17 protein-coding genes are annotated in these 17478 nt (G+C 29.0%); 6 read left to right on the top strand and 11 right to left on the bottom strand.

The window, feature by feature from the left end:
• Positions 1–97: 97 nt before the first annotated feature.
• From EGD97_RS06285 to EGD97_RS06300, 4 genes are read right to left on the bottom strand one after another with little or no spacing between them, the layout of a single operon-like run.
• Entirely contained in the window at positions 98–2563 is a 2466-nt protein-coding gene (locus EGD97_RS06285) for an ATP-dependent Clp protease ATP-binding subunit (protein ID WP_078681763.1), read from the bottom strand.
• A 22-nt stretch (positions 2564–2585) separates the two neighbouring features.
• A complete protein-coding gene (locus EGD97_RS06290) occupies positions 2586–3617 on the bottom strand; it encodes a protein arginine kinase (RefSeq protein WP_078681764.1) in 1032 nt (343 codons plus the stop codon).
• A 14-nt stretch (positions 3618–3631) separates the two neighbouring features.
• On the bottom strand, positions 3632–4150 hold the full coding sequence (locus tag EGD97_RS06295; protein WP_078681765.1) for a UvrB/UvrC motif-containing protein: 519 nt from the start codon (positions 4148–4150) through the stop codon (positions 3632–3634).
• A 28-nt stretch (positions 4151–4178) separates the two neighbouring features.
• On the bottom strand, positions 4179–4631 hold the full coding sequence (locus EGD97_RS06300) for a CtsR family transcriptional regulator (RefSeq protein WP_078681766.1): 453 nt from the start codon (positions 4629–4631) through the stop codon (positions 4179–4181).
• Between the two features lie 557 nt (positions 4632–5188).
• Between EGD97_RS06300 and argH the strand changes: the two genes are divergently transcribed.
• A complete protein-coding gene (gene argH, locus EGD97_RS06305) occupies positions 5189–6505 on the top strand; it encodes an argininosuccinate lyase (protein ID WP_078681767.1) in 1317 nt (438 codons plus the stop codon).
• 92 nt (positions 6506–6597) lie between these two features.
• Here the strand turns inward: argH and EGD97_RS06310 are convergent, their stop codons facing one another.
• Positions 6598–7227 (bottom strand): HAD-IA family hydrolase, encoded by a 630-nt coding sequence (locus EGD97_RS06310; RefSeq protein ID WP_228201976.1) that lies wholly within the window; start codon positions 7225–7227, stop codon positions 6598–6600.
• Between the two features lie 409 nt (positions 7228–7636).
• On the opposite strand from EGD97_RS06310, the gene EGD97_RS06315 reads away from it, so the two are divergent.
• Genes EGD97_RS06315 through EGD97_RS06335 form a run of 5 tightly spaced genes read left to right on the top strand, consistent with a single transcriptional unit; the run spans position 7637 to position 11925 of the window.
• The gene (locus EGD97_RS06315) at positions 7637–8176 is read left to right on the top strand and encodes a helix-turn-helix domain-containing protein (RefSeq protein ID WP_078681769.1); all 540 of its coding nucleotides are present in this window, start codon (positions 7637–7639) and stop codon (positions 8174–8176) included.
• Between the two features lie 24 nt (positions 8177–8200).
• A complete protein-coding gene (gene potA, locus EGD97_RS06320; RefSeq protein WP_127836828.1) occupies positions 8201–9259 on the top strand; it encodes a spermidine/putrescine ABC transporter ATP-binding protein in 1059 nt (352 codons plus the stop codon).
• The gene (locus tag EGD97_RS06325; protein WP_078681771.1) at positions 9259–10089 is read left to right on the top strand and encodes an ABC transporter permease; all 831 of its coding nucleotides are present in this window, start codon (positions 9259–9261) and stop codon (positions 10087–10089) included. Before potA ends, EGD97_RS06325 begins: the two co-directional genes overlap by 1 nt.
• Positions 10083–10874 (top strand): ABC transporter permease, encoded by a 792-nt coding sequence (locus EGD97_RS06330; protein WP_127836830.1) that lies wholly within the window; start codon positions 10083–10085, stop codon positions 10872–10874. Before EGD97_RS06325 ends, EGD97_RS06330 begins: the two co-directional genes overlap by 7 nt.
• A complete protein-coding gene (locus tag EGD97_RS06335) occupies positions 10867–11925 on the top strand; it encodes an ABC transporter substrate-binding protein (protein ID WP_078681773.1) in 1059 nt (352 codons plus the stop codon). Before EGD97_RS06330 ends, EGD97_RS06335 begins: the two co-directional genes overlap by 8 nt.
• A gap of 94 nt (positions 11926–12019) precedes the next feature.
• On the opposite strand, the gene EGD97_RS06340 is transcribed toward EGD97_RS06335, so the two are convergent.
• Genes EGD97_RS06340 through fabF form a run of 6 tightly spaced genes read right to left on the bottom strand, consistent with a single transcriptional unit; the run spans position 12020 to position 17439 of the window.
• The gene (locus tag EGD97_RS06340) at positions 12020–12964 is read right to left on the bottom strand and encodes an acetyl-CoA carboxylase carboxyltransferase subunit alpha (RefSeq protein ID WP_078681774.1); all 945 of its coding nucleotides are present in this window, start codon (positions 12962–12964) and stop codon (positions 12020–12022) included.
• A gap of 17 nt (positions 12965–12981) precedes the next feature.
• Complete coding sequence (accD, locus tag EGD97_RS06345) at positions 12982–13872, bottom strand: acetyl-CoA carboxylase, carboxyltransferase subunit beta (protein ID WP_127836831.1); 891 nt, start codon at positions 13870–13872, stop codon at positions 12982–12984.
• A gap of 21 nt (positions 13873–13893) precedes the next feature.
• Complete coding sequence (locus EGD97_RS06350; RefSeq protein WP_127836832.1) at positions 13894–15243, bottom strand: acetyl-CoA carboxylase biotin carboxylase subunit; 1350 nt, start codon at positions 15241–15243, stop codon at positions 13894–13896.
• 41 nt (positions 15244–15284) lie between these two features.
• Positions 15285–15707: a 3-hydroxyacyl-ACP dehydratase FabZ gene (fabZ, locus tag EGD97_RS06355; RefSeq protein WP_078681777.1), complete on the bottom strand. Its 423-nt coding sequence runs from the start codon at positions 15705–15707 to the stop codon at positions 15285–15287.
• Between the two features lie 15 nt (positions 15708–15722).
• On the bottom strand, positions 15723–16187 hold the full coding sequence (accB, locus tag EGD97_RS06360; RefSeq protein WP_078681778.1) for an acetyl-CoA carboxylase biotin carboxyl carrier protein: 465 nt from the start codon (positions 16185–16187) through the stop codon (positions 15723–15725).
• A gap of 16 nt (positions 16188–16203) precedes the next feature.
• The gene (fabF, locus tag EGD97_RS06365; RefSeq protein WP_078681779.1) at positions 16204–17439 is read right to left on the bottom strand and encodes a beta-ketoacyl-ACP synthase II; all 1236 of its coding nucleotides are present in this window, start codon (positions 17437–17439) and stop codon (positions 16204–16206) included.
• Between the last annotated feature and the right edge of the window lie 39 nt (positions 17440–17478).

Consider the following 17478-nt stretch of genomic DNA (forward strand, 5'->3'; position numbering starts at 1 on the left):
AATGAAAGGACTGAAGCAAAATATATTTATGAATTATTTATTTTGCTTCAGTCCTTTCTTACTTATTATATTAAAAATAATTTATATTAAAAATGATTTAAATTCTAATAAATTTGAGCTCATTATCTTCTGCTGTAACTTTAACCTTTTGACCTGAAGATATATTTCCTTTTAATATTTCTTCTGATAATTTATCTTCTACAGCTTTAGTTATAGCTCTTCTAAGAGGTCTTGCACCATAAGTTATATCATAACCTTCCTTAGTAAGATAAGTTTCTGCACTATCATCAAAAACAAGTTCTATTCCTTGCTCTTTAATTCTATCTGAAACATTTTTAAGCATAAGTTTAACTATTTGCTTTAAGTTATCTTCATTAAGAGGATGGAATACTATAATATCATCAATTCTATTTAAAAACTCTGGTCTGAAAGAACGCTTAAGTTCATCCATAACATTTTCTTTCATTTTTTCATATTCATTTTCTGCCTCTTTAGTATTAGGTGCAGAAAATCCTAAGCTTTTTTGTTTTTTAATTGTACTTGCTCCTACATTTGAAGTCATTATTATTATAGTATTTTTAAAATCTACAGTTTTACCTTTTCCATCGGTAAGTCTACCATCTTCTAAAATTTGGAGAAGTATATTAAATACTTCTGGATGAGCTTTTTCAATTTCATCAAAAAGCACTACTGAATATGGATTTCTTCTTACTTTTTCAGTAAGCTGTCCTCCTTCATCATATCCTACATATCCTGGAGGTGAACCTATAAGTCTAGATACTGTATGCTTTTCCATGTATTCAGACATATCTATTCTAATCATACTATTTTCATCACCAAACATAGCTTCAGCAAGTGCCTTAGAAAGTTCTGTCTTACCTACTCCAGTAGGTCCTAAAAATATAAATGAACCTATTGGCCTTTTTGGATCTTTAAGACCAACTCTGGAACGTCTTACTGCTCTTGCAATAGATTTTACAGCCTCATCTTGACCTATAACTCTGCTATGAAGTATTTCTTCAAGCTTTAAAAGTCTTTCAGATTCTTTTTCAGTAAGCTTTTCTACAGGAACATTAGTCCATCTTGAAACTACAGATGCAATTTCTTTTTCTCCCACTATATTGTGAGTAGAGCCTTCATTTTGTGCTTTCCAATTATTTTTTTCACTTTCAAGCTTATCTTTTAATTCTTTTTCTTTATCACGAAGTTGTGCAGCTTTTTCAAAATCCTGAACTCTAATAGCATCTTCTTTTTCCTTTGTTGTCTTTTCTATTTCTTCTTCAAGTTTCTTTAAATCTGGTGGTGCAGTTAAGTTTGCAATTCTAACTTTAGCTGCAGCTTCATCTATAAGGTCTATTGCCTTATCTGGAAGATATCTATCTGTAATATATCTATCTGATAAATTAACAGCTGCCTCTATAGCTTCATCTGTGATTTTAACTCTGTGATGAGCTTCATATTTATCTCTTAAACCTCTCAATATTTGAAGTGCTTCTTCTTTTGTAGGCTCTCCAACTGTTACTGGTTGAAATCTTCTCTCTAAAGCTGAATCTTTTTCTATATATTTTCTATATTCATCAATAGTTGTAGCACCTATGCATTGAATTTCTCCTCTAGCTAATGCCGGCTTTAATATATTGGAAGCATCAATAGCTCCTTCAGCTCCTCCAGCTCCTATAATTGTGTGAATTTCATCAATAAATAGTATTACATTTTGAACTTTTCTTATTTCTTCCATTACTTTTTTTAATCTATCTTCAAATTCTCCCCTATATTTAGAACCTGCTACCATAGATGAAAGATCTAATGTTACTACTCTTTTATTTTTTAATATTTCAGGAATATTGCCTGATACAATTCTTTGTGCTAAACCTTCTACAACTGCTGTTTTACCAACACCAGGATCACCAATTAAGCAAGGATTATTTTTAATTCTTCTGCTTAATATTTCAAGAACTCTTTGAGTTTCTTTATCTCTTCCTATAACAGGATCTAGCTTTCCTTCAGCAGCCATAGCAGTTAAATCTCTCCCAAATTGATCCAAAGTAGGAGTAGATGTACCACGTGATCTATTAGAAGAACCTGAAACCCCAATATTAGGCTCACCTTCTTGCTCTCCCATACCTCCTGAAAGACTATTTATAAGTTCTTTTCTTAATGCTTCAAAGTTAGCACCTAAACTGCTAAGTATAGTAAAAGCTACACCTTCTGATTCTCTTATAAGAGCCAAAAGCATATGCTCTGGACTTATATAATTATGCCCTAAATTTCTAGACTCTAAAAGGCTTAATTCTAAAAGTCTTTTGGTTCTTGGTGTTAAAGGAATTTCGTTTTTAAATAAATCTGCTTCACCTTTCCCTTCATATTCTTCTACTAAACTTCTAACCTTTTCTACTGTTATACCAGACTCATTTAAAAGTCTTCCTGCTATTCCATTTTCTTCTCTTAAAATTCCAAGAAGTATATGTTCTGTACCTACATAACCATGTCTAAAATTTTGTGCTTCCTCTTGAGCGTACATAATAACTTTTTGAGCTCTTTCTGTAAATCTTGAAAACATCATAAAAATCACCACCTAAAATCTATTATTCTATATTATTTCCTCCAAGCCTCTGTCTTATAAGCTTAGCTCTTCTATAATCTCTTTCTTTATCAGAAAGATTCATATTTGATATAAGCTGCAAAGTTGCAGGCTGTACTTCTACCAAAAGGGAATTTAAAACTCCACTTTCTACATCTTTAATTATACCCATTTCTACTCCCATTCTTACACTAGATAAAAGATTTAAACATTCTTTTGAATCTATTAATACTGCTGATTTTAAAATTCCAAGAGATCTATATATTTTATCTTCTAACTCAAGCTTATGAGTTTTCATAAGATGAGATCTATAAAATTGTTCTTTTTCAATTATTTGACTTACTACAGCTTTTAAATTGTCTATTATTTCTTCTTCACTTAATCCTAAAGTTATTTGATTAGATATTTGATATAAATTCCCTTCAGCTTTTGATCCTTCTCCGAATAATCCTCTAACAGTCATGCCAACTTGAGTAACAGCATTTAAAATACTTCCTATAGCATTATTCATAGCTAATGCTGGTAAATGAAGCATAACAGACGCTCTAAGACCAGTTCCAATATTAGTTGGGCAAGCTGTTATATACCCAAGTTTTTCATCGAAAGCAAAATCTAAGCTTTCTTCTAATAGATTATCTAATTTATCAGCAGTATCATAAGCTTCTTCTAAATTAAATCCAGAAGTTATACACTGAAGTCTTATATGATCCTCTTCATTTATCATAATACTTACAGTTTCTTTATCATCTACTATAAAAGCAGACTTTTTATAATTAGATAAAAGTTTATTACTTATTAAATGTTTTTCAAAATATGATGCATTAACAATATCGTCATTTTCCCATAAATACTTACTTTTATAATTTTTTTGAGCATAAGAAGATTTGTAGAAAGCCTCTTCAACTTTTTTTACTATCTTCTTACCATTTTCTGTATCTAACTTATCTGGAAAAGGAATATTTTTTATATTTCTTGCAAGCCTTATTCTACTACTTAAAACTATATTGTTACCTTGAGGCTCTAACCAATTTTGCACAAAAAATTCCCCCTTTACTCTTCATTCTTTTGAAGAGATTTAATCATATCTCTTATTTCTGCAGCTTTTTCATATTCTTCATTTGCAATAGCCTTTTGTAATTCTTCTTTAAGTTTTATAATTCTTCTTTTCTCTATAATACCTTTACCCAATTTTTTAGGTATTTTCCCTGTATGTTCTATATTTCCTTGAACTCTTTTAATTACAGGAGATAAACCTTGAGCAAAAGTTTCATAACATTCACTGCATCCAAGAAGTCCATTTTTTTTAAAATCTTTAAAAGTTGTTCCGCAATTTTTACAAGAAACCTCTGAAACTTTATTTATTTGAACCGCTGGAGACATATAATCCATAAGTCCGCTTAATATATTTTGAAATGAAAAAGAAGGTCCAAATATAAAATCATTTTCCATAGAAATACCTTGAATCTTATTAGCACAACTTTCACATAAATTTAACTCCTGTTTTTCCCCATTAATTATTTGAGTAAAATGCACATTAGCTTCATTTTTGTGGCAATTCTCACACAACATATTATTCACCTCAATTTTTTAAATATTATTATAGTATGTTCATTATCATTGCTCTTAATAAATCTGCTCTTAATTTATTTTTATTTTCTATAGCTCCTAAAACTCTATCATTTATAACTATTTTCATTATAGAAGCTTCTCTTTTTGTAATAATTTTACTATCTAAAAGAGTATTTATAATTTGAACTCCACTATCATATGTCAAACTATTTCCTATTTTTTCATTAATAGCCTTTAATAGTACATTATTGTGTGTAAATTCTATTTTCTTTATTAATATACATCCGCCGCCACCTCTTTTGCTTTCAACGCAATAGCCTTTATCTATAGTAAATCTTGTGGTTAAAACATAATTTATTTGAGAAGGAGCACAACTAAAATAGCTTGCAAGTTCATTTCTTTGTATTTGAAGTTCACCTTCATCATTATTTTCAACTAAATCCTTTATAAATTGCTCTATAATATCTGATAATCTAGCCACGAAAATCCTCCTTCTGACTTTGACTTTCTTTGACTTTAATTTAATACTAATACTCTTATACCTTAAATTCAACAATTAAAATTCCCTGAATTTTATCAATTAATTCGTTTAATTTAAATTTTTTTACTTAATCTTATGTATATCTTAGTTTTTCTTAGAATTTTGGAAAATATTCCATTAATGTTATTAATATTATTTTTATACCTTTAAATATTTATATAGTTAAATTTATTAATTATAGTAAAATTTAATATAAAAAAATAAATTTTGAGATTAATTGTAAAATTAAATGTAGCAGATAAAAATGTTAAAGCAATGAATTTTAAAAATTTACTGCAAAATAATTATTGCATATTTATAAATATTTATGTATAATTATTTTTAACATGCAATATATATTTTTTCTATATAATCCTTATATAATTTAGTTTTATCTAAAAATTTTATTATTAAATATTTGCATAACAATTAATTTTTATTTGTATAAATATAATATTTTATTTAAATAATTAACTTAATATAATCATAAATAAAAAGTAAAGGTGGTTTTTAAGTATATGAAGCTATGGGGTGGAAGGTTTAAGGCAAGTGAAAGCAAATTAATGGAAGATTTTAATAGTTCATTAAGTTTTGATAAAAGATTATATAAAGAAGATATTATAGGAAGTAAAGCTCATGTAAAGATGCTTGTAAAATGTAATATATTAACAGCTTCTGAAGGTGATCTTATTCTTAAAGGGCTTGAAAGTATTTTAAATAAAATAGAAAACGGAACTCTTAAATTAGAAGGAGATTATGAAGATATACACAGCTTTATAGAAACTAATCTTATTTTAGAAATAGGAGAAACTGGTAAAAAACTTCATACTGCAAGAAGCAGAAATGATCAAGTTGCTTTAGATATGAGGCTTTATGCAAAATCTGCATCTTATGAAGTAGTAAATCTTTTAGAAGAACTTCAAAATGTAATTTTAAATATTGCTGAAAAAAATGCTGTTATTATGCCTGGTTATACACATCTTCAAAGAGCACAAGTAGTTACATTTAAGCACCATCTTTTAGCCTATTATAATATGTTTTTAAGGGATAAAAAAAGAATTTTAAATTCTATTGATATTTTAGATGAAAGTCCATTAGGCTGTTGTGCTTTAGCTGGTACAACTTACAATACAGATAGAGAATTTACAGCTAAAGAGTTAGGTTTTAAAAAACCTGTAGATAATTATTTAGACGGCGTAAGTGACAGAGATTATTTAATAGAACTTTGCTCTGATTTTTCAATTTTAATGATGCATCTTAGCAGACTAAGCGAAGAACTTATTTTATGGAGTACTAAGGAATTTGATTTTATAAGCATTGATGATAAATTTGCAACAGGCAGCAGTATTATGCCTCAAAAGAAAAATCCCGATGCAGCTGAGCTTATAAGAGGTAAAACAGGAAGAGTTTACGGCTCGCTTATGTCTCTTCTTACAATAATGAAAGGAATTCCTCTAGCTTACAATAAAGATATGCAGGAAGATAAAGAGCAGTTCTTTGATGCATTAGATACTGTAAAAAGCTGTATTAAAGTTATGTCTGGAATGCTATCTACATTAAAAGTTAAGGAAGAGAATATGAAAAAAGCTGTAAAAAAAGGCTTTTTAAATGCTACTGAAGCAGCAGATTATTTGGTTAATAAAGGTATGCCATTTAGAGATGCTCATGCCATAATAGGTTCTATAGTACTATATTGTGAAGAAAATGATACTTCAATAGAAGATTTGTCTCTTGAAGAATTAAATAAATTTAGTACTCTATTTGAGGAAGATGTTTATTCATTTATAGATTATGAAAATACTCTAAAAAGAGGTATAAAGAAAAATCTTTTATAAAATATAATATATAGCCCGAAAAACTTTCAAACATATAAGTTTTTCGGGCTTTTTGTAATTCTTATAAAAGTAACTCTAATAAATTATACTTATTAAAATACAATATTTTTTAATTCATTCAATGAATTTATAATATATTCTGGTTTTTCTTTATAATCTATATTATTAGTATTGTAAAGACATACTTTTATATTAGCTGCCTTACCTGCTAAAATTTCAAAATCTCTATCTCCTACAATAAGAGCATTTGATTTATCTATATTATATTTTTTTAATAAATATATATACCCCTCTGGATCTGGTTTCCTTTTAAAACCACTGTGCTTTGTAATTATCTCTTCAAAATAATTTTCCATACCGTAAGCTTTTAAATATTTTAAAGTGCTATTCCCTCTATGTGTTAAAATAAAATTTCTTTTTCCTCTATTTTTTATATACTCACAAATTTCTTTTGCATATGGAAAAGGCTTTACACTTTCAGGTGAAGTGCTTTTTTCATATGCATTAAACTTTTCAACAAATTTTTCATCTAATCCATATATACTCATATAATGTTTCCTAGCTTCAGATTGAGAAATTTTCATATATTGAAGTATATTTTCTTCTTTTTCATCTATTCCATAATCTTTTAATGCTCTTTTAAAAGCACTGACCATAGAAGGATATGTATCAAACAAAGTACCATCAAAATCCCAAATTACATCTGTAAATATTTTTATCACTCCCATGTAAATTAATATTTTATATATTATATATTAAACCACAATAAGCTGTAAATTAACTTCCATTATATAATTTATAGAGTTTAATTTTTACTATTATACCTATATATAGTGGCTAATTTTTAATAAAAATACTTTTTGCGGAATAGTCATTATATATTATAAAATAATTAAAAATATAGAGCAAATGTTTTATTTATAAGTTTATAAGCTACTCTTACTTTATATAATACATATTATCTAAAAATAATACAAATTTTTTAAGTATTTTTCTATTTTATATTGATTTATTATTATTTTTTTGTATAATTGTATATTGTAAGTTTAGTATTCTTAAACTTTGTGTTTATACAAATTATAATTTAGTACTATTAAATTTTAAATTTAATATAATTTTAGAAGGTGAAGTATGCAAATCGGAGAAAAAATCAAAAGATTAAGAATTGAAAAACAACTTACTCAAGAAGAATTAGCAAACAGGTGTGAATTATCTAAAGGTTTTATATCTCAATTAGAAAGAGACTTAACCTCTCCTTCTATAGCAACTTTAACTGATATATTAGATGCACTTGGTACAAATTTAAATGAATTTTTTAGAGAAGACCCCGAAGAAAAAGTTGTTTTTACAAAAGATGATATGTTTGAAAAATCTGATGAAAAATTAAAATATACTTTAATGTGGCTCGTATCTAACGCTCAAAAAAATTCTATGGAACCAATTATGTTAATATTAGAACCTCATGGAAGATATGTTGAAGAAGAACCCCATGAAGGCGAAGAATTTGGTTACGTATTATCAGGATCAATAACACTGCATTTAGGTAAGAAAAAATATAAAGTTAAAAAAGGAGAAAGTTTTTATTTTAAACCTAACTTTAATCATTATATTTCAAATAATGGCACAAGTTTAGCTAAAATTATATGGATAAGTTCTCCTCCATCTTTTTAAAGTTTATAAAAGAGGTGTTGAAATTTGCAAAATGTAAATAATGATATAATTATAGACTTAAAAAACATAACAAAGAAATATGGAGATAATACTGTAATCAAGAATCTAAACTTATATATAAAAAGAAATGAATTTATAACTTTACTTGGTCCAAGCGGCTGTGGAAAAACTACAACATTAAATATCATAGCTGGTTTTGAAGATGTAAATGAAGGGAGTATTATATTTGAAAATACAGTTATAAATAACGTACCTCCTCATAAAAGGCAGATAAATACTGTATTTCAAAAATATGCACTTTTCCCTCATATGAATGTATTTGAAAATATAGCCTTTGGGCTTAGAATAAAAAAACTTCCTGAAAAGAATATAAAAGAGAAAGTTTCTAAAATGCTTAAACTGGTAGATCTTGAAGGCTATGAAAAAAGATCTATAAATTCTTTAAGTGGTGGTCAGCAGCAAAGAGTAGCTATAGCCAGAGCTTTAGTTAATGAACCAAAAGTTTTGCTTTTAGATGAACCTCTTGGAGCTTTAGATTTAAAGCTTAGAAAAGAAATGCAGATTGAACTAAAAAGAATTCAAAAAACTTTAGGTATAACTTTCGTATTTGTTACTCATGATCAAGAAGAAGCTTTAACAATGTCTGATACTATTGTAGTTATGAATGAAGGCAAAATTCAGCAAATAGGAACTCCAGAAGATATATATAATGAACCTAAAAATAAATTTGTTGCTAAATTTATAGGTGAAAGCAACATTTTAGATGGAGTAATTCACGAAGATTTTAAAGTAAGCTTTGAAGGAAAAGAATTTAAATGTGTAGATAAAGGCTTTTTAAAAGATGAAAATATAGATGTTATTATAAGACCTGAAGATATTAAAATTGTAGAATATGGAAAAGGTATGCTTAATGGAACAGTTACTTCTGTTATTTTTAAAGGAGTTCATTATGAAATTGAAGTTGAAACAACAAATAAAAAATGGCTCATACATAGCACTAAAAATGTTAAGATGTTTGAAAAAATAGGTATGGATATATACCCTGATGATATTCATATTATGAAAAAGGTAAGTATTGCATAATGACAAAAAAACGTTCTATATATCAATACCCTTATATTGTATGGAGCCTTATTTTTATTGTTGTTCCAATTTTTCTTGTAGTATATTTCAGCTTTACAAACAAAAGCGGGAATTTTACATTAGAAAATTACAAAAAGCTTTTTGATCCAAGATACATGAAAGTATTTTTTAACTCACTAAAATTAGCTTTTATATCTACAATATTATGCCTTATATTTGGTTACCCTATTGCGTATTTTCTTTCTAAATCAAATTTAAAAACAAGAAATATACTTGTACTTCTTTTAATTATTCCTATGTGGATGAATTTTCTTTTAAGAACTTATGCTTGGATGTCTATAATAGGTAAAAATGGTATTATAAATACTATTTTAAAAGCAATAGGTATTCCTGCTATAAATATATTGTATACGGATTCCGCCGTTATATTAGGTATGGTTTATAATTTTCTTCCTTTTATGATTATACCTATATATACTGTACTTATTAAGATTGATGAAAATATTATAAAGGCTGCCTCTGATTTAGGTGCTAATAAATATATAATTTTTAAAAGAATTATTTTTCCTTTAAGTATACCTGGAGTTATGTCTGGTATAACTATGGTTTTTATGCCTGCAGTTTCAACCTTTGTAATATCAAAACTACTAGGCGGCGGTCAATTTATGCTTATAGGTAATTTAATTGAACTTCAGTTTACAACAATTGGAGATTGGTATTTTGGATCCGCTATATCTATACTTATGATGATAATAATACTAATATCTATGGCTATTCTTTCAAAATATGAAGACAAAGATGAAAAAGAAGGCGGTGGATTATTTTGGTAGGCAAATGGATTAAACGTATATATTTATCCGCAGCTTATATATTTTTATATGCTCCTATAATTTTTTTAATAATTTTTTCTTTTAATTCCGCAAAAAATTCTTCAAGTTGGGAAGGATTTTCTCTTAAATGGTATGTATCTCTTTTTAATAATGTCAGAATTTTAAAAGCTTTATCATATACAGTTATAGTAGCCCTTATATCTTCTATATTTTCTACAATTCTTGGAACTATAAGTGCTATAGGAATTGATAAAATGAGCGGATGGGGAAAAAAGCTTATACTTAATGTAAATTATCTGCCTGTACTAAATCCAGATATAGTAACCGCTATTTCTTTAATGACACTATTTATATTTTTTAAAGTAACTTTTGGATTTAAAACTCTTATTATATCTCATATAGTTTTTTCTACTCCTTATGTTATAGTTTCTGTTCTTCCAAAACTAAAACAGATGCCTAAAGATTTAGTAAAAGCAGCTCAGGATTTAGGAGCAACACCTTTTTATACTTTAAAAAGAGTAATACTTCCACAAATAGCTCCTGGAATATTTGCAGGTTTTTTAATATCTTTCACAATGTCTATTGATGATTTTGTGATAAGCTTTTTTAATACAGGTTCTGGTATTACAAATCTATCAATTGAAATTTATTCAATGGCAAGAAGAGGAATTAGTCCTGAAATAAATGCATTATCCACTTTAATGTTTGTAGCAATATTTATATTACTATTTCTTGCAAATGGAAAAGACTTAATAAAATCTGAAAGGAGAAATGTAAATGAATAAAAAAATAAAATTAATATCTTTAGCTGCTGCTTTTATACTTTCTACATCATTATTTCAAGGCTGCAATACTAAAAAAAATGCATCCCCAACTATTAATGTATTTAATTGGGGCGAATATATAGACGAAGAGATTTTAAAAGATTTTACAGCCAAAACAGGTATAAAAGTTAATTACGAAACTTATGCAACCAATGAAGAAATGTACGAAAAAATAAAAGCTGGAACAACGAATTATGATCTTATATGTCCTTCTGATTATATGCTTGAAAGAATGATAAATGAAGGTCTTGTTCAAAAAATAGATTACAGTAAACTTTCAAATTATAAAAATATAGATGATAGCTATAAAAATTTATCTTATGATCCTCAAAATGAATATTCTATTCCTTATATGTGGGGAACCATAGGTATAATTTATGATAAAACTAAAATATCAGATTCCATAGATAGTTGGAATACTCTTTGGAATCCAAAATATAAAGATGATATTTTTATGTCTGATGATATGAGAAATTCTATAGGAATATCCTTAAAAAGACTAGGTTACTCTTTAAATTCTACAAATCCTGAGGAAATAAAAAAAGCTACTGAAGAACTTATTAAGCAGCGTAACGAAGTAAACCCTGTTTATATAGGAGATCAAGTTAAAGATTCTTTAAGAAGCGGTGAAAAAAGTATAGCTGTTATATACTCTGGAGACGCTGCTGTATTAAAACAGGAAAAACCTGATAGATTTGAATATGTGATACCAAAAGAAGGGACAAATCTTTGGTTTGATGTTTGGGCAATCCCTAAAAATGCAAAACATGTAGAGGAAACTTTAAAATTTTTAGATTATCTTCTTGATGAAAATGTAAATAAAAAAAATGTTGAATATATAGGGTATGCTACTCCAAATAAAGCAACATTAAGTCTTCTTGATGAGAAGATTAGAAATGATAAATCTATTTATCCTCCAAAAGAGATACTAAATAAATCAGAAGTTTTTATAGATCTTAAAGATGCAAGAGAGCTATATAATGACGCTTGGCTTGAAGTTACCTCTAAATAAAATCTAAATAAGATGTACTTATAAAACTACTTTTTAATAGTTTTATAAGTACATCTCTTATTATATTAAATATTTCACCGCAGATTTTTATTTTTTATTCTTTATATTCTCCAAAATTCCTAAATTTTTCATATCTTTTATTTAAAAGCTCATCTATACTTAATTGACATAACTTAGGAAGCACTTCATCTAATGCTTTTTTTATATTTTGCGCTGTTTCTTCTGGATTTTTATGTGCTCCACCTAAAGGTTCTTTTATAATTCTATCTATAATTCCAAATTTTTTTAAATCTTCTGATGTTATTTTCATTACTTCTGCTGCTTCTTTAGCTCTGGAACTATCTTTCCAAAGTATACTTGCAAAACCTTCTGGAGAAAGTACAGAATAAATAGAATTTTCAAGCATCCAAACTTCATCTGCTACAGCTATAGCTAAAGCTCCTCCGCTTCCTCCTTCTCCTATAACCATAGATATTATAGGAGTTTTAAGCAGTGCCATTTCCATTAAATTTTTTGCTATAGCTTCTCCTTGTCCTCTTTCCTCAGCACCTATTCCTGGATAAGCTCCAGGAGTATCTACAAAACAAATTACTGGTCTTTTAAATTTTTCTGCCTGTTTCATAAGCCTTAAAGCTTTCCTGTAACCTTCTGGATTTGGCATACCAAAATTTCTTTTTATATATTCTTTAGTATCTCTTCCCTTTTGCTGAGCTATAATAGTTACAGGCTTTCCATTTAATCTTCCTATTCCTCCTACTATAGAAGGATCATCAGCAAAATATCTATCTCCATGAAGTTCTATGAATTCATCAAAAATCTTTTCTATATAATCTAATGCTGATGGTCTTTCTACAAGCTTTGCCAAAGTTACTTTTTCCCAAGGAGTCAAACTTTTATAAGCTTCTTTTTTCATTTCTTCAAGTTTAGTTTCCATCTTTTCTATTTCAGATGATAAATCTACTCCTTGTTCCTTTGAAAAATTTTTTAAGTCTTCTATCTTTTTAGTAAGCTCTTCTATCTTTTTTTCATATTCTAACATAGCTATATTTCACCACCTTAGACTCTGTGCAAGCTTAAAAGCTCTGAAAGAGTTTCCTTTAACTTTTCTCTTGGTACAACAGCATCTATAAAACCATGTTCTAATAGAAACTCTGCAGTCTGAAAGCCTTCAGGTAAACTTTGTTTTATAGTCTGTTCAATAACCCTTTTGCCTGCAAAACCTATAAGAGCACCAGGTTCAGCCAAAATAATATCTCCAAGCATAGCAAAACTAGCTGTAACTCCACCTGTAGTAGGATCTGTAAGAACAGGTATATATAAAAGTCCTTCTTTATTATGTTTAGCAAGTGCTGCACTTACTTTTGCCATTTGCATTAATGAAAACATACCTTCTTGCATTCTTGCTCCACCTGATGTAGTAAATATAATTACTGGAAGCCTTTGTGAAGTTGCTTTTTCAATTGCTCTAGTAATTTTTTCTCCAACAACAGAACCCATACTTCCCATCATAAAACGGCTATCCATAACTCCAATTACACATTCTTCACCATTTATTTTGCATTTACCTGTTATAACTGCTTCATTTAAGCCCGTTTCTTCTTTAAGCTTTGATATTTTTTCTTCATAACCAGGAAAATCTAAAGGATTTACGCTGGTCATAGACTTATCAAACTCTACGAATGTACCTTCATCAGCAATTAATTCAATTCTATCTAAAGCAGACATTCTAAAATGTTTGCCACAATACATACAAACCTGCATATGCTTTTCTAACTCTTTTTTATATATAGCTTTCCCGCAGGAATCACACTTTATCCACATACCATTGGGAATAATAGGCTTTTGTTCTTCTGTTTCTTTTAAGTCTCCAGATTTTTCTCCATTATTTTCTACAGAAGTTTGGCTTACAGTTATATATTTAGTTTTTTTGAAAAGTCCATTGAACATAGTTTTTCACCAACTTCCAAATTAAGATTTAATTTTTAACTCCTTAGCTATAAAACTAGTATCAAAATCTCCACTTACAAATTTTGGGTTGCTTAATATTGTAAATTGGAAATCTATATTAGTATCTATTCCTTCTATAACAAATTCTCCAAGAGCTCTTTTCATTCTGTTTATAGCTTCTTCTCGTGTTTTACCATGTACAATAAGCTTACCTATCATAGAATCATAAGCTGATGGAATAACATAACCTTGATAAACTGCACTATCAAGCCTAACTCCAAGCCCTCCTGGAATATGCATTCTTTCTATTTTGCCTGGAGAAGGCCTAAAGCCTTTTTGTGGATTTTCTGCATTAATACGGCATTCAATAGCATGCCCTGTTATTTTAATATCTTCTTGTTTTATGTTAAGTTCCTCACCTGATGCAATTTTAATCTGCTCTTTCACTAAATCAATTCCTGTTACCATTTCTGTTATAGGATGCTCTACTTGAATACGTGTATTCATTTCCATAAAATAATAGTTTCCATATTTATCTACAAGAAATTCTATAGTACCAGCATTTTTATATCCTACTGCCTTTGCTGCACGAACTGCCACCTCACCCATTTCACGTCTTAACTTTTCAGTCATTATAGGTGAAGGTGCTTCTTCTAAAACTTTTTGATTTCTTCTTTGAATTGAGCAGTCTCTTTCCCCTAAATAGATAGTATTACCATAATTATCAGCTAAGATTTGAAATTCAATGTGCCTTGGATTTTCCACAAATTTTTCTACATACATTGTGTCATCTCCAAAAGCATTTTTAGCCTCTGTCTTTGCAGTTTCAAAAGCCTTGGCAAATTCTTCTTTATTTTTAACTACCCTTATGCCTCTTCCACCGCCTCCAGCTGATGCTTTAATCATAACTGGATAGCCTATTTTTTCAGCAATAGCTAACCCTTCTTCAATTGTATCTACTGAACCGTCAGATCCAGGTACTACAGGAACATTAGCTTGCATCATTATTTCTCTAGCTTTAGATTTATTACCCATCTTTTCTATACTTTCGGCATCAGGTCCAATAAATGTAATATTACATTCTTTACACATCTCTGCAAATTCACTGTTTTCCGAAAGAAAACCAAATCCTGGGTGTATAGCTTCAGCACCAGAAAGTACTGTAGCACTTATTATATTTTGCATGTTTAAATAGCTGTCTCTTGCTCTGGCTGGTCCTATACATATAGCCTCATCAGCCATTTCAGTATGAAGAGCATATCTATCAGCTTCAGAATAAACAGCTACGGTTTCTATTCCCATTTCTCTACATGCACGAATAATTCTAACTGCTATTTCTCCTCTATTTGCAATAAGTATTTTTTTAAACATATTTATTTTCCCTCCATAAGCTCTAAAGAACGCGGGGTAGTTTACTGAATTATAAATGAAAGTTCAGCTTCAGCTGCTTTTTTATCTTCAACATAAGCAACGGCCTTACCAATACCTACAGGTCCTCTTCTTTTTATAATTTCAACTTCAAGTCTTAAAGTATCCCCTGGTACTACTTTTCTTCTAAACTTAGCTTTATCTATTCCAGTAAAATATCCTATTTTACCTTTAAATTCTTCTAGGCTCAAAAGAGCTACTGCTCCAGTTTGAGCTAAAGCTTCAATTATTAAAACACCAGGCATTACAGGTTCTTCAGGAAAATGTCCTTGAAAAAAATATTCATTCATAGTTACATTTTTATAACCGACAGCTTTTACTCCCGGCTCTAAACTTTCTATTTTATCTACAAGAAGGAAAGGATACCTATGAGGTAAAATTTCCTTAATTTCTTTTATTCCTAACATTTTTTGTCCTCCAAATTAAATAATTCGAAATAAAGGCTGACCATATTCTACCATTTGCTCATTTTCAACTAATATTTCTGTAACAGTACCGTCAACTTCACTCTCTATTTCATTCATTAATTTCATAGCCTCAATTATACATAAAGTATCGCCTTTTTTTACCTTTGAGCCTACCTTAACAAAAGGTTCTGCTCCAGGCCCAGATGAAGCGTAGAAAGTACCAACAATTGGAGAAGTTACAATAAATCCTTCTTCTTTTTTATCTTCCAAAAATTCTTCTTTAACATTATTTACTTCTTTTAAAGCAGGTTCTTTTTCTTCATATGCAATAGTTCTAAGAACTTCAGGTGCTCTATCAACAAATACCTGCTCATTCTTTTTTTCCATTTTTATTTTAATTCCATTTAATTCTACTTCTAAAGAAGTCAGCTTTGAATCACTTACTGTTTTTATAAGTTCTTCAATAACTTTATAATCCATAATAATCTCTCCTTATTTAGCAGCTTTTTTTGAAAACTATTGTTGCGTTGTGTCCACCAAAACCTAATGAATTAGACATAGCATAAGTAAGTTCTGCTTTTCTTCCTTCATTTGGAACATAATCTAAATCACAATCAGGATCTGGATCTTTATAATTAATAGTTGGAGGAATAAATCCTTCTTCAAGTGCTTTAACACATACTATAGCTTCAATAGCTCCTGCAGCTCCTAAAAGATGACCTGTCATAGATTTTGTTGAGCTTACTGGTACTTTATAAGCTGCTTCTTTTAATACTGACTTTATAGCCATAGTTTCATATTTATCATTATAATAAGTACTTGTTCCATGTGCATTTATATAAGAAATTTCTTCTGGTTTTATTCCAGCATCTTCTATAGCAAGCTTCATAGCTCTTGCTCCGCCTTCTCCTTCTGGAGCTGGCTGTACCATATTATAAGCATCACAAGTAGAACCATAACCTACAAGCTCAGCATAAATTCTTGCTCCTCTTTTTTGTGCATGTTCTAAGCTTTCTAAAATAAGTATTCCTGCACCTTCTCCTATAACAAAACCACTTCTTTTTGCATCAAAAGGTATTGAAGCATTATTAGGATCATTGCTTGTAGTTAAAGCAGTCATATTAGCAAACCCAGCAACAGCTAATTCTGTAATAGATCCTTCTGAGCCTCCTGCAATCATTACATCAGCAATACCCTGCTGAATGATTTTCATAGCATCTCCTATAGCATTTGTACCTGTAGCACAAGCTGTAACTACAGAAGTACATACTCCCTTAGCTCCATATTTTATTGCTACATTTCCAGCTGCCATGTTACTTATTGCCATAGGAATAAAAAATGGTGAAACTCTATTAGGCCCTTTTTCTAAAATATTTTTAACTTCTTTTTCTATAGTTGAAAGGCCCCCTATACCTGAACCAATTAAAACTCCAAATCTTTCTTTATTAATGCTTTCTAAATCTAAGCCTGAATCTTCTACAGCTTCTTTTGCTGCAGCCATAGCAAGCTGACCGTATCTATCCATTCTTCTAGCTTCTTTTTTATCGATATAATTTTCTGGTTTAAAATCTTTAACTTCAGCAGCTATTTTAACTTTACTTCTTTCTGCATCAAAAAGAGTTATAAAATCTATTCCATTCTTACCTTCTTTTATGCCTTTCCAAAAGGAACTAACATCATTTCCTAGTGGAGTTATAGCACCCATCCCAGTAACCACAACTCTATTTTTCATATTTTCACCTCTTATTTAAATTTAAAATAGAATAATAAA

The sequence above is a fragment of the Clostridium prolinivorans genome, assembly GCF_004011155.1.
In the GTDB taxonomy this organism is placed as follows: Bacteria; Bacillota; Clostridia; order Clostridiales; family Clostridiaceae; genus Clostridium_AT; species Clostridium_AT prolinivorans.

Bases quoted from the DNA above. Each gene is read 5' to 3' on its own strand.
- EGD97_RS06285 (WP_078681763.1), bottom strand. From the start codon at position 2,563: ATGATGTTTTCAAGATTTACAGAAAGAGCTCAAAAAGTTATTATGTAC.
- EGD97_RS06295 (WP_078681765.1), bottom strand. From the start codon at position 4,150: ATGTTGTGTGAGAATTGCCACAAAAATGAAGCTAATGTGCATTTTACT.
- argH (WP_078681767.1), top strand. From the start codon at position 5,189: ATGAAGCTATGGGGTGGAAGGTTTAAGGCAAGTGAAAGCAAATTAATG.
- EGD97_RS06315 (WP_078681769.1), top strand. From the start codon at position 7,637: ATGCAAATCGGAGAAAAAATCAAAAGATTAAGAATTGAAAAACAACTT.
- EGD97_RS06325 (WP_078681771.1), top strand. From the start codon at position 9,259: ATGACAAAAAAACGTTCTATATATCAATACCCTTATATTGTATGGAGC.
- EGD97_RS06335 (WP_078681773.1), top strand. From the start codon at position 10,867: ATGAATAAAAAAATAAAATTAATATCTTTAGCTGCTGCTTTTATACTT.
- EGD97_RS06340 (WP_078681774.1), bottom strand. From the start codon at position 12,964: ATGTTAGAATATGAAAAAAAGATAGAAGAGCTTACTAAAAAGATAGAA.
- accD (WP_127836831.1), bottom strand. From the start codon at position 13,872: ATGTTCAATGGACTTTTCAAAAAAACTAAATATATAACTGTAAGCCAA.
- EGD97_RS06350 (WP_127836832.1), bottom strand. From the start codon at position 15,243: ATGTTTAAAAAAATACTTATTGCAAATAGAGGAGAAATAGCAGTTAGA.
- fabZ (WP_078681777.1), bottom strand. From the start codon at position 15,707: ATGTTAGGAATAAAAGAAATTAAGGAAATTTTACCTCATAGGTATCCT.
- accB (WP_078681778.1), bottom strand. From the start codon at position 16,187: ATGGATTATAAAGTTATTGAAGAACTTATAAAAACAGTAAGTGATTCA.
- fabF (WP_078681779.1), bottom strand. From the start codon at position 17,439: ATGAAAAATAGAGTTGTGGTTACTGGGATGGGTGCTATAACTCCACTA.